The organism is Streptococcus cristatus ATCC 51100 (genome assembly GCF_011612585.1).
Taxonomy (GTDB): domain Bacteria; phylum Bacillota; class Bacilli; order Lactobacillales; family Streptococcaceae; genus Streptococcus; species Streptococcus cristatus_H.
Genome location: NZ_CP050133.1, coordinates 427,296 through 440,314 on the forward strand (window position 1 = coordinate 427,296; position 13,019 = coordinate 440,314).

The 13,019-nt window shown below is 41.9% G+C and carries 11 protein-coding genes; 8 read left to right on the forward strand and 3 right to left on the reverse strand.

Annotation, left to right across the window (positions count from 1 at the left end; all coding sequences use genetic code 11):
- Positions 1–28: 28 nt before the first annotated feature.
- Complete coding sequence (locus HBA50_RS02200; protein ID WP_045500749.1) at positions 29–994, reverse strand: LacI family DNA-binding transcriptional regulator; 966 nt, start codon at positions 992–994, stop codon at positions 29–31.
- On the reverse strand, positions 975–2,429 hold the full coding sequence (locus HBA50_RS02205; protein ID WP_045500751.1) for a sucrose-6-phosphate hydrolase: 1,455 nt from the start codon (positions 2,427–2,429) through the stop codon (positions 975–977). Before HBA50_RS02205 ends, HBA50_RS02200 begins: the two co-directional genes overlap by 20 nt.
- Positions 2,430–2,628: 199 nt before the next feature.
- Between HBA50_RS02205 and HBA50_RS02210 the strand changes: the two genes are divergently transcribed.
- The 4 genes from HBA50_RS02210 (at position 2,629) to HBA50_RS02225 (ending at position 6,665) form a co-directional block, all read left to right on the forward strand.
- Complete coding sequence (locus HBA50_RS02210) at positions 2,629–4,515, forward strand: sucrose-specific PTS transporter subunit IIBC (RefSeq protein ID WP_045500753.1); 1,887 nt, start codon at positions 2,629–2,631, stop codon at positions 4,513–4,515.
- A 159-nt stretch (positions 4,516–4,674) separates the two neighbouring features.
- Positions 4,675–5,574: a fructokinase ScrK gene (gene scrK, locus HBA50_RS02215; RefSeq protein ID WP_045500755.1), complete on the forward strand. Its 900-nt coding sequence runs from the start codon at positions 4,675–4,677 to the stop codon at positions 5,572–5,574.
- 81 nt (positions 5,575–5,655) lie between these two features.
- Positions 5,656–6,066, forward strand: coding sequence for a peptide deformylase (locus HBA50_RS02220; RefSeq protein ID WP_045500757.1), 411 nt, complete (start codon positions 5,656–5,658; stop codon positions 6,064–6,066).
- Positions 6,067–6,170: 104 nt separating this feature from the next.
- The gene (locus HBA50_RS02225) at positions 6,171–6,665 is read left to right on the forward strand and encodes a hypothetical protein (protein WP_243746226.1); all 495 of its coding nucleotides are present in this window, start codon (positions 6,171–6,173) and stop codon (positions 6,663–6,665) included.
- 152 nt (positions 6,666–6,817) lie between these two features.
- Here the strand turns inward: HBA50_RS02225 and HBA50_RS02230 are convergent, their stop codons facing one another.
- Complete coding sequence (locus HBA50_RS02230; protein WP_045496874.1) at positions 6,818–8,212, reverse strand: IS1182 family transposase; 1,395 nt, start codon at positions 8,210–8,212, stop codon at positions 6,818–6,820.
- A 320-nt stretch (positions 8,213–8,532) separates the two neighbouring features.
- Between HBA50_RS02230 and HBA50_RS02235 the strand changes: the two genes are divergently transcribed.
- The 4 genes from HBA50_RS02235 (at position 8,533) to HBA50_RS02250 (ending at position 12,872) form a co-directional block, all read left to right on the forward strand.
- Positions 8,533–9,627 (forward strand): DUF4352 domain-containing protein, encoded by a 1,095-nt coding sequence (locus HBA50_RS02235; RefSeq protein ID WP_200893263.1) that lies wholly within the window; start codon positions 8,533–8,535, stop codon positions 9,625–9,627.
- A 108-nt stretch (positions 9,628–9,735) separates the two neighbouring features.
- Positions 9,736–10,872: an amidohydrolase gene (locus HBA50_RS02240; protein WP_045500763.1), complete on the forward strand. Its 1,137-nt coding sequence runs from the start codon at positions 9,736–9,738 to the stop codon at positions 10,870–10,872.
- A gap of 204 nt (positions 10,873–11,076) precedes the next feature.
- Positions 11,077–11,910, forward strand: coding sequence for a transporter substrate-binding domain-containing protein (locus HBA50_RS02245; protein ID WP_045500765.1), 834 nt, complete (start codon positions 11,077–11,079; stop codon positions 11,908–11,910).
- Between the two features lie 86 nt (positions 11,911–11,996).
- Positions 11,997–12,872, forward strand: coding sequence for a MetQ/NlpA family ABC transporter substrate-binding protein (locus HBA50_RS02250; RefSeq protein ID WP_045500767.1), 876 nt, complete (start codon positions 11,997–11,999; stop codon positions 12,870–12,872).
- The last annotated feature ends 147 nt before the right edge of the window (positions 12,873–13,019 follow it).

Here is a 13,019-nt window from a genome sequence, read left to right on the forward strand (position 1 = left end):
TTCTTATTTAGTAGGGATTGAATGAAAATTACACACTTTTGCCTGGCAAGAGGTTCACAGGTAGGAAGTAGCCAGTCGTTGTGACTTCTTGCTTGTCAATTTTTTGTAGCAGTAAATCGACCAGAAGTTTGGCAATCTCCTTCAGTGGTTGTTTGATAGTCGCTAGTTGAGGATAATAGTTCTCCACAAAGTAAGTTCCGTCGTAGCCGATGATTTTTAAATTTTTAGGAATCTGGATGTCCAGCTCCTGAGCGACTTTCATCACTAAAATGGCTGTCAAATCATCTGAAGCAAAGATAGCATCTGGCTTCTCATGGGTTAAAATATGCTTGATTTCCATTTCCTTGCGGACGGGAGAATAATCGCTGGATACATTGATGATTGGAGCGTCTGGTAGAACAGAGGCGAAGCCAGCATGGCGCAGCCCAGTTGGGGAATTGGAGTTGTCATTGCCGGTGATCATGATGATATTTTGAGCGCCAGCCTTGACCAAGGTCTGAGCAGCCAGCACTCCACCGCCATAGTTGTCTGAGGAGACAACTGGAATATCTGGTGAAAGGTTACGGTCAAAGGAAATGATGGGAGCAGTCACGCGATTGTAGTCTTCGATGCCTAGATTGTGACTGCCGGAGATGATACCATCCACCTGATTAGCCTCCAGCATCTCAAGGTACTCACGCTCCTTATCTGAGTCATGCTCGCTATTGCAAATGATAGTTTTATATCCCTGTTTAAAGAGCTCGTGTTCCAATTTACCAATTAATTCTGCGTAAAAAACATTGCTGATATTAGGAAAGATGAGCCCGATTAGCTTGGCTGATTTTCCTTGGAGGCTACGCGCCAGATTGTTAGGCTTGTAAGCCAATTCTCGCATGGCTGCCTCAACCTTAGAAATCGTTTTGTCGGATAAGTACCCTTTCCTGTTGATGACGCGGGAAACAGTTGTAGGGCTGACTCCTGCTAGTTTTGCTACATCAGTTAGCTTTGCGACCATAATCTAATTCATAGTAAGTACCGGTTGGATTGCCCTTGGTAATGGCAATGCCTGTCTGGTCTTCTCTCGGGAAGACACGGCCGGAAAATACTTTCTCTCCTTTATTGATGAAAATTTCAAAAATCGATTTATCGATGAAGATAGTAGCGCTCGTTGCTTCCTTGCCAATATTACAGCTTCGGCTGGTTCCAAAGTCCAGAGCGAATGGCTCACCCACCTGACTGCGATCAACGGTCACTTGACCTGCCTTGAGGTCGAAGTTGATGCGTAGGCCCTTGCCGTCCTTGTCTGCAAAGAGGACGATTTCATGCTCAGTGTCCGCAGCGAGATTCAGTTCTAGTTCGTAGCTATTCTTGCTTTCTGCCAAAGCAGCTAAAGGCTGAGCCTCTGCTCGTAAGTCCTTGATTGCTGGGACTGGGTATTGGTAGAGCTTGCCGTCTTTCAGGGTCAATTCCTTGACGAGGGAGAAGACTCCTTGATGGTCGAAGTGGTCAGAAGGGTATTCGACATCAGGCAAGCCTAGCCAGCTGACAGCCAGAGCGCGACCGTCAGGCGCGTTAAAAGCTTGGGTGGCATAGCAGTCAAAACCGTAGTCCAGATTTTGGATAGGGCTAGGATTAATCATCGCGGCTTTATTTGTGTCAAACGATTGACCTATTTTATACATATTTGGATAAATGTTGCCATAGCCCAGTACATCCTTAGACAAACCCTGAGGGCAGTAGAGCAGGATTGGCTGATCGTTGATAAAGACTAGATTAGGACACTCCATCATATAGGCCGTCTTGTCATTGGCAAAGTTCAAATCACCGACGACTTCCCAGTTGCTATAGTCGTTATCAACAGCCTTGTAAAGCTTGATATATCCTTGTTTATCTAGATTTTGCCCACCGACAATGGCATAGAATTGTCCTTTGTAGTTGAAAATCTGCGGATCGCGGAAGTGGTCAGTCGCTTCAGCAGGCTGCTCAATCAAAACCTTGTCGATTTTTTCGAGCTTGCCTGATTTATCTAACAAGGCACCGATTTGATAAGGATGACGCACCCAATTCTCATCACGAACATTGCCAGTGTAGAAGAGAAAGAGCTTATCGTCAAACCGCATGGCAGAGCCAGAGTAGGCACCGTGGCTGTCCAGAGCAGTATCTGGCAACACCCGAAGGCCAGTTTCAGTGAAGTGAACTAGGTCATCACTTTCTAATTGAACCCAGCACTTGAGACCGTGGGCTGCCCCGAAAGGAAAGTTTTGGTAGAAAACCACCCACTTGCCATCAAAATAGGAAAAACCATTGGGGTCATTGAGCAGACCTGTCTGAGGCTCCACATGGTAGTTAGCCCGCCAAGGAGATTTAGCGATGTTTTCTTTGATCTGCTGTACCTCTTCCTGAGTCCAGTCTTCATAGCGTTTGTAGCGTTTTTCAGTCGTCCAAGCCAATCTTTTGTCCTCCGAATCATATTATTTCTTATTACTATAGTAAACGTTTTCTGCTGAAAAATCAACATTTAATAGTAAAAAAATATTTTTTCTGCAAAACGCTTGACATATCTCTGAATCATGGTAAAATAATATTCGTAAAGGTGATAAAATCGCTTTCAAAAAGTTTTACAATATTTTTATAAGGAGATTTTTGCAAATGAACAATACTGAAATTGCAAAAAAGGTCATCGAAGCCTTGGGTGGACGTGAGAACGTTAACAGTGTAGCCCACTGTGCGACTCGTCTGCGCGTAATGGTTAAAGATGAAGGAAAGATCGACAAAAATACTGTCGAGAATTTAGAAAAAGTTCAGGGTGCTTTCTTTAACTCAGGCCAATACCAAATCATCTTTGGTACCGGTACGGTTAATAAAATTTATGACGAAGTTGTAGCACTTGGCTTGCCAACTTCATCAAAAGATGACATGAAAGCTGAAGCTGCTAAGCAAGGGAATTGGTTCCAACGCGCCATCCGTACATTCGGTGACGTATTTGTACCAATCATCCCAGTTATCGTAGCGACTGGTCTCTTCATGGGGGTTCGCGGGCTATTGACTGCCCTTGGTATGACACTTCCAGATGATGTAACGACCTATACTCAAATCTTAACAGATACAGCCTTCATTATCCTACCAGGTTTGGTAGTTTGGTCAACCTTCCGTGTATTCGGTGGAAATCCAGCCGTTGGTATCGTTCTTGGTATGATGCTTGTTTCAGGCTCACTTCCAAATGCTTGGGCTGTTGCTTCTGGTGGTGAAGTGACTGCAATGAAATTCTTCGGCTTCATCCCAGTCGTTGGTTTGCAAGGTTCTGTTCTTCCAGCCTTCATTATCGGGGTTGTCGGAGCTAAGTTTGAAAAAGCTGTCCGTAAGGTTGTTCCAGATGTCTTGGATCTTTTGGTCACGCCATTTGTAACCCTTTTGGTGATGTCAATTCTTGGACTTTTCGTGATTGGACCAGTCTTCCACGTTGTTGAAAACTACATCCTTATTGGTACAAAAGCTATTCTTGGTTTGCCATTCGGTCTAGGTGGTTTGCTGATCGGTGGAGTTCACCAATTGATTGTCGTATCAGGTGTTCACCATATCTTCAATTTGCTTGAAGTACAATTGCTTGCAGCTGACCATGCTAACCCATTCAACGCTATCATCACAGCTGCTATGACAGCTCAAGGTGCTGCAACCGTTGCTGTTGGTGTCAAAACTAAAAATCCTAAACTTAAAACTCTCGCATTCCCAGCCGCTCTTTCTGCCTTCCTTGGTATTACAGAGCCTGCTATCTTCGGGGTTAACTTGCGTTACCGCAAACCATTCTTCCTTTCATTGATCGCTGGTGCTGTCGGTGGTGGCTTGGCTTCTATCCTTGGTCTTGCTGGTACTGGTAATGGTATCACCATCATCCCAGGTACAATGCTTTACATTGGTAATGGACAACTCTTCCAATATCTCTTCATGGTAGCTGTATCATTTGCTCTTGGTTTTGCCCTTACTTACATGTTTGGTTACGAAGATGAAGCTGAGGTTGCTACGAATGCTACTACAGAGCGTCTTGTCGAAGAAGAAACAACTGGTAATGTTCCAGCGGCTCTCCAAGATGAAACAATCATTTCTCCAATCGTTGGTAGTGCAGTTGCTTTGAGCGATGTAAATGATCCTGTTTTCTCAAGTGGAGCTATGGGTCAAGGGATTGCGATCAAACCAACTGAAGGTGTCGTTTATGCCCCAGCTGATGCAGAAGTGACAATTGCTTTTGCGACAGGCCATGCTTATGGTTTGAAGACAGCTAATGGTGCTGAAATCCTGATCCACGTTGGTATTGACACAGTGTCTATGAATGGCGAAGGATTTGATCAAAAAGTTTCTCAAGGTTCTAAGGTAAAAGCTGGCGATATTATTGGAACTTTTGATTCAGCTAAAATCGCAGCAGCTGGTCTGGATGACACGACTATGGTTATCGTGACTAACACAGCTGACTATGCTTCTGTGACTCCAGTAGCAGAAGGAACTGTTGCTAAAGGCGATGCGATTATTGAAGTGAAAGCTTAATCTTAGCTATAGAAAGTCAACAAAGGAAAACGAACAACTTATGTTTGTTCGTTTTTTACTTGAGTGCTAAGATTTACAGAGGAAAATCTAAAATATAGAGCCATTTCCAATATGGAAATATGCTATAATGGAGTATAAAGAATACAAGAGGTGTTTGAAATGACAAAATTGTACGGAAGTTTAGAAGCCGGTGGAACGAAGTTTATCTGTGCTGTGGGTGATGAAAATTTTAATGTTGTAGAAAAAACACAGTTTCCTACGACCACGCCGATTGAGACGTTAGATAAAACGGTTGAGTTTTTCTCTCGTTTTGATAATTTAGCAGGTCTGGCAGTGGGCTCTTTCGGTCCTATTGATATTGATCCTAATTCAAAAACATATGGCTACATTACGACAACTCCAAAACCACATTGGGCAAATGTAGACATCGTAGGAGCGCTTCGTCGTGCTTTGAATGTGCCTATTTACTTTACGACAGATGTCAACAGCTCAGCTTATGGTGAAGTTGTAGCCCGTAACAATGCTGGTGGTCGCATTGAAAATCTGGTTTATTATACGATTGGAACAGGGATTGGTGCTGGTGCTATCCAACGTGGTGAATTTGTTGGGGGTACAGGCCATCCAGAGATGGGACACTACTATGTAGCTCAGCACCCAATGGATGTGGAAAAAGGCTTTAATGGCGTCTGTCCTTTCCACAAGGGTTGTTTGGAAGGCTTAGCAGCTGGCCCTAGCTTAGAAGCGCGGACGGGTGTGCGTGGTGAAAACATCGAGCTCAATAACTCTGTTTGGGATATTCAGGCTTACTATATTGCGCAGGCAGCTATTCAAGCGACGGTGACTTTCCGTCCGGATGTCATTGTCTTTGGTGGTGGTGTGATGGCGCAGCAGCACATGTTAGACCGTGTCCGTGAAAAATTCACTGTCCTGCTCAACGGCTACCTGCCAGTGCCAGATGTGCGTGATTACATTGTTACACCGGCTGTCGCAGGAAATGGCTCAGCTACACTAGGAAATTTTGTCCTTGCAAAAGATATTAGCGAACGCTATGCAAAATAAGTAAACAAGGCGTTGAGAGTGTTCAAATAAACGAAGGAGGCTGAGATAGGGAAATCCAGCCTCTTCCATTTGAGGTGAAATATGCAAAAAGCAATTGTGAAAGATCTATTCTTTTTACAGCAAAAATCAGTTTCAGCTACAAAGGCTGACCTATTTTTAGCCCAAGACTTGCAGGATACCTTGTTGGCCCATAAAGAGTCTTGTGTCGGTCTTGCAGCAAATATGATTGGTTTCCAAAAGCGGGCGATTATTTTTATGTATGGTATGTTGCCCATGGTCATGTTTAATCCAGTTCTCATTCAGAAATCAGGTCCTTATGAAACGGAAGAAGGCTGTCTGTCCTTGACAGGCAGTCGGTCAACCATTCGTTACCAGAAAATCACTGTCGAATATCTGGATCAGAATTGGCTGAAGAAGACCATCACGTTAGAGGATTTCCCAGCGCAAATTTGCCAGCATGAATTGGATCATTTGGAAGGAATTCTCATATAGGAAATATATCTGGAAAGGATAGGAATAGAATGAAAGTATACCAGCGCGATGGAGCAAAATTTTATGTCATAGGCTTTCTCTTACTTTTTGTTATCTTTTTTAACATGTCTTTTGTATCTATGGAGAAGGCCTCCCTTGAGTCAACAAGTAAAAATAGTGCTAATCAACTGGTTCATAGGGCTTCTACCAACAAAGAAGACCAAAGAAGCAGGCAGGCTACTGAAGAAAGTAACAATATGCTCCATCCAGTCTATTGGGGAATGGGCATAACCGCTATTTTTATGTTTGTTCTAGGCTATGTTTCGAATCATAAACCACCGATTTTAGAGATGGATGAGATGGGAATAAGGCTGAGAGGCTTATCTGCTAAAAGAGAGAAGTGCTTCTTGTGGCAGGAGATTGAGCAAATTGAATACGACATATCTCGACCTAGGATGACATCTTCCGAACCGACCAGTCGAATTTTATATTTCTATCCTAAAAATCAAGAGGAGAGTGCGGTCTCTTTGGACTTGGATGATGTGAAAAATACTAGCTTCAATGAACTTCATCAAGAAATTTCCAATCTTGCTCCGCATATCAAGTGGCTCTTTCCGTAGAAATGAATGACGAGGAAGATTATTATAGAGTAGAGATTTGACCTGCTTATTTTATTTATATGAGCTTAGTTGGATAAAAGATAATGGCACAGCTTAGGCTGTGCTCAGATTGAAGACAAACATTCCAAATGGTGTTTGTCTTTTTCTGTTTGTCAGGCTAATATTTCATCTTTTGATAGAATAATGGTCATTTGAACAAAATAAAAAGGCTTGTCCACCCTCATTTTTACTAGTTTTTTAAGATTCAAACACGCCAAAGTAAGCCCAACCTTATCTTCCATTTTGGACTTTCCTTTCTCTCTGGTGTATCTCAAGTTATGATATTCCTTAGCAGTCCCAAAGAGTCGCTCAATTGTTTCCTTGCGCTTCTTATAAAGCTCCTTCATCCCTCTTTTGTGGCGAATCTCTTCACAAAATTCAAGGTCATCTTTCCATACATGTCTTGTGATGACTTTCTGCTGATTCTGGCTCTGGGTACAAACTGATGATAGGGGACAGGCGACACATACTTTTGGATCACTCTTATACTCACGGTAGCCTGCTCGGGTCGTCGTGCGATAGGTTAACACTTGGTTCTCTGGGCAGAGGTAACAGTCATAGAAGGCATCATAAACAAAATCACCGGGCCTTAAGTTCCCTTTTACACCCTTGGGGCGGGTATAGGGAAAGACAGGGATGATGTTTCGCTCTAATAAATAATGAGCAATAGCTGGGGTCTTATAGCCTGAGTCCGCAATAATGTAGCGTGGGGAGAAAGCTTCTATCTTTGAAAAAAGGGCAGGGAAAGCCTGACTATCGTGTACATTTCCTGCTTCAACACTATAAGCTAGTGCCCAACCATGCTTGTCACAAGCTACCTGGGCAGAATAGGCAAATACTTCCTTGTGTTGACCCTTGTGGAACCAGCCACTCTCTGGGTCTGTCCTTGAGATTTTCTTTTCTTTAGCCTCGCTTTCTTTTGCGGGCTTTAAGGACTTTTTTTCATGTTTCCTCCTATCTAAATCAATCTCAACTTCCAATTGCTCACTCATAAATTTAGCTTGTTGGGCAACCATTTTCTTACGATATTTGTGACTGTTAGCTGCCGCTTTGATGTGAGTACCATCCACAAATAGTTCCGAAGGATCAATTAAGCCAGCACATAAAGCTTGATGGAGCACTCGCGAAAATATCTCTGAAATTAATTCTTTATCTTGAAAACGACGACTGTAATTCTTTCCATAGGTGGTAAAATGAGGGACCTTGTCATCCAAGCTTAGTCCAAGAAACCAACGATAAGCTACATTTACTTCAATATCTTTAATGGTTTGGCGCATGGAGCGAATGCCATAAAAACATTGAATCAAAGGGATTTTGACTAACATGACAGGATCGAGACTAGGACGACCATTATCTGGACTATAGGTGTCTTCTACCAAGTCATAGATAAAATCAAAATCAAGCTTTGAATCCACTTGGCGAAGAAAGTGATCCTCTGGGACCAATTCGTCGATCGTATAGAAGCCATATTGGCAGCGATGATAATCAGGTTTTTCTTTGTGAAACATAGAGAATACCTCACAATTCTTCTCACCTCTATTATACGACTTTACAAAAAGAAAAGCCCTTAGAAAAGTGTCTTCTAAGGACTTTGTCTTCAATCTGGGCACAGCTTAGGCTGTGCTTTTTGTAACCAATTTCTTATATGAGAGTTAGAAATGTTGCCTGTTTTACTTAAGGTCGCACTTTTCAAGCTTTTTGAGGTGCTTAGTTATATTCATAATCGCAAGAATACATCTTTATATGACTTAAATTTTAAACGCTATTTACCAGTTTAGCCAAGTATGATAAAATAGAAGAGTCACAGTATTAAGAAATTAAGGAGACAATGATGAAAAAAGTATTTAAATACACAGCCTTGCTTGTGGCAGGTGTGAGTTTAACAGCCTGTGCCTTGCTTCCAAGTCCAAATAAAAAACATTCTGGTAAGCCAAGCCAGGAAACGACTGTCAAAAAATCACCCAGCAATGGGCAGGTTGATATCCAGATTAAGGATGGTCAGTTTATTATGCCAAGCAACGGATCAGCTGATGCCAAATACTTGGCCTTGTCTTTGGAAATTAAAAATAAAACAAATGATAAGATTATGATTTCCTCCTCAGACATTGGTTTTTATGATTCAGAGGGAGAAAAGATCCAGCCGGTCGGAGTCTATGACGACAAAGAAAACTTTAAAACACTGAGCTATGAAGACTTAGCGGAAGGAAAGACTCTTTCTGGTAATCTGGTCTTTGAGGTTGAAGATGGCAAGAAATATGAACTTCACTATGAGAAGAAAACCTACGGCTCCGATGAAAAAGCAGAAGTCATCAAACTAAAGGTTGATCCTGCGAAATATCCGAATCACGTCGACGAATCAAAGAAATTAGCTTCTGATTATCTAAATGCTGTTTTCTTGGGAGGAGAAGCAAAGACAAAATCTTCTAAAGACAAAGGCGATTTGGTTTTAGGCGGCAATTTGGAGCAAGATAAAAAAGATTATAGAGCAGCTTTTGCATCAGATTTTACACGTAAATTGCATGATTATCCATTTAGTGATGATGAAATCAATGCTTTCATTGATGCCTATGTGAAAAGTAATGCCAAACGCTTAGAAATTGATTACACAGTAGCGCAGTACATGCCAAATTCAATCGTTATCAAGATCAAACCGAGAACGGTCAGTCTAAATAAAACCATGTATACCTACCGTCAAGATTTTTATGACAAGCATCGTTCTGAATATGGAAGTCTGAGTGACGTCTACAAAGCTACTGATAAGAGCTATGCTAATGACATGATGGCTGGAATGGATTCGCGTCCTCTCCTCACACCAGAACGAGATTATCAGTTGAAATTTGTCAAAACAGATGGCAAATGGGTTCTAGAACGTGATTATTCTTATGAATCTATCGTCAGAGCTTTTGAAGGCGATATATCCTAATAGCAAGATGAGAGGGCGGATGCTTCATTCTGCTCTCTATTTATTTTGTTTCCTAGTCTAGCTTTGTGCTATACTGGAGGGTAGATATGTAGAGTAAAGGAGTCTACCATGAAAAAATACTATGATAAATTAGTAAAAACGCGCCATTATCTCCATCAGCATCCAGAGCTGTCTGGCCAAGAATATGAAACAACGGCCTTTCTAAGCCGTTATTTGCAAGACTTAGGAATTAAAATTTTGGACTCTGGCTTAGAGACGGGCTTGATTGCCGAAATCGGTCAAGGAGACCCAGTTATCGCTTTAAGGGCAGATATTGATGCCCTGCCCATTTTAGAGAAGACGGATCTGCCTTACGCTAGCCAAAATCCTGGTGTCATGCATGCCTGCGGTCATGATTTTCATCAGACTAGTCTTTTGGGAGCGGCGGAGTTGCTCAAGGCTATGGAAGAAGATTTACAGGGAACCATTCGATTGATTTTTCAGCCAGCTGAGGAAACCTCCCAAGGAGCCAGTCAAGTTCTGGCTACGGGTTTGCTGGATGATGTAGTTGCGATTATCGGTTTTCACAATATGCCCCAGTTAAAAGCTGGACAAATGGCCTTGAAGCCGGGAGTCGTGATGGCAGGCGTGGAAAAGTTTAAGGTGACTGTGGAGGGAGTCAGCAGCCATGCGGCTCGGCCGGACCTGGGAGTGGATACGGTGCTGACTCTGACTAGCATGATTCAAAATCTTCAAGCACTGGTTTCTCGGACTGTCTCGCCCTTTGAGCCAGTTGTTCTGTCTGTGACCCACATTGAGGCTGGGGCGACTTGGAATGTCTTGCCTCAAAATGGCTTCTTTGAAGGCACCATTCGTTGTTTTAACCCTGATTTGCAAAAGCGTTTGAAAGCAGATTTTATCCGTATTGTGGAGCATACGGCGGAGAATTTCGGTGCTAAGGTCACTATTGTCTGGGATCAGACTCCGCCAGTGACCTATAATGATCCAGAATTAGCCGAGCTTATTTTTAAAAATTCTCAAAATATCGGGGAGCTACTGCCTGCTCAGCCATCTTCAGCTGGCGAAGACTTTGCCTTTTATCAAGAAAAAATCCCTGGTGTCTTTGCTTTTATCGGCTCAAATGGTGCAGCAGATGCGCCTGACCTGCACCATGATAGCATGACGATTGACGATGCAGCCTTTCAGGTCTCTGTACCTTACTATGTCGAAAACGCCCTCTTCCTCCTCAAACACTATAAGAAATAACTATAGTCTTTCATAGAAAATAAGAACTAGGCAAGCTCCTCTTCTTTTGTTGTCATAGAAAAACAAGATTTCGATATTTTCAAATAGTTTGAATAATCGAATCGGTGATAAAGAAAATCTATCACCTTGATAAAAAAAATATAATGGTCAGGATTTTCGACTTTTGGTATGATAGAAACATGCTCTTTAGGAGGAGATAGAGATATGAATATTAAAAAAATATTGAAATATACTGCCACTGCTGTGGTAGGAAGTCTTGCAGTTGGGCTGCTTGTAGCCTGCTCGTCTTCTGCAAGTAAAGATAGTACTACAAAGAAAAAGACGATTGAAGTCGGAACGGTTGGAACAACCAAGCCTTTCTCTTATGAGGATAAGGACGGAAAACTAACTGGTTACGAAATTGAAGTGCTTCGTGAAATCTTTAAAGGTTCAGATAAGTACGAAGTCAACTTCAACAAAACCAAATGGGCTTCTGTTTTCTCTGGCTTGGACAGTGACCGCTACCAAATTGGTGCCAATAACATCAGTTATTCAGAAGACCGTGCTGGTAAATACCTCTATACCAACCCTTACGCTAAAAACCCAACCGTCTTGGTGGTTCGTAAAGGAGTGAATATCAAGTCGCTGGACGATATCGGAGGCAAGTCTACTGAGGTTGTTCAAGGTACTTCAACAGCTAAGCAGTTGGAAAAGTACAATGAAGAGCACAGTTCAAATCCAACAACCATCAACTACACAGATGGTACAATCCAGCAAATCTTGGCTAATTTGAATGATGGCCGTTCAGACTACAAGATCTTTGAGCGTATCACGGTAGATACCATCATCAAAGACCAAGGTTTAGATAATGTCGAAGTGATTGAACTTCCAAGTGACCAACAACCCTATGTCTATCCAATCCTTGCTTCAGGACAAGAAGAGCTTCAAACCTTCATGAACAAGCGGATCAAGGAACTCTACGAGGATGGAACACTTGAAAAATTATCAAAAGAATTCTTTGGCGGCACTTATTTGCCAGATGCCAAGGATATCAAGTAAGTTCTGATTTTCTTTGCTCTAAGCAATCGGAACTAACTTACAACCCTTTCATTAGAAAAAAATATATTTTATAAGGAGATTATCTCATGAAATTGAAAAAATGGTTTGGTGCAACAGCACTCTTAGCTGTAGCAGCATTTGGTTTGGCAGCTTGCTCGTCTTCAACATCAAAAAACGCTAAGTCAGCAGACAGTGCAACAGTGACTGTAAAAGTTGGTGTGATGAGCCTCAGCGATACAGAAGAAGCACGTTGGAACAAGGTTCAAGAAATCCTTGATAAGGATAAAGCAGGTGTTAAATTGGAGTTCACTCAATTTACAGACTATTCTCAGCCTAACCAAGCAGTTCGCGATGGTGATGTAGACATCAATGCCTTCCAGCATTACTACTACTTGAAAAACTGGAATAAAGAAAACAATGCTGATTTGGTGTCTGTAGCAGATACGTATATCGCACCAATTCGCCTTTACTCTGGTACTAAAGATGGCAAAAACAAATATACTGATGTAAAAGACATTCCAGAAAACGGAAGCATTGCCGTACCAAACGATGCGACAAATGAAAGCCGTGCTTTGAACCTTCTTCAAGCAGCTGGTTTGATCAAGTTAGATGTGGATTCCACGAAACTTGCGACTGTTGCTAACATCAAAGAAAACAAGAAAAACTTAAAAATTTCTGAATTGGATGCTTCTCAAACAGCAGCTTCTCTTACTTCTGTAGATGCAGCGGTTGTCAACAATACCTTCGTTCGTGAAGCTGGTATTGACTACAAGAGCGCTCTTTACAAAGAAAAGACAGATGAAAATTCTAAATTGTGGTACAACTTGATTGCTGCTAAGAAAGATTGGGAAAAATCTGACAAGGCAGACGCCATCAAGAAAATCATCAAGGCTTACCATACTGACGAAGTTAAAAAAGTCATTGAAGAATCTTCAGATGGTATGGATCAACCAGTTTGGTAAAATTTTATAGAAAAATAATTGAAGATAGAAAGGGCGGGGAATGGATTTCTCCAGCCCTTTATCTGCTATTAGTTAGAGTTTTTATTGGCAGAGATGATTTGGCAATTTTTAAAAGAAGAGTTAAGGACTTACAGTGCAGTCAGTTTT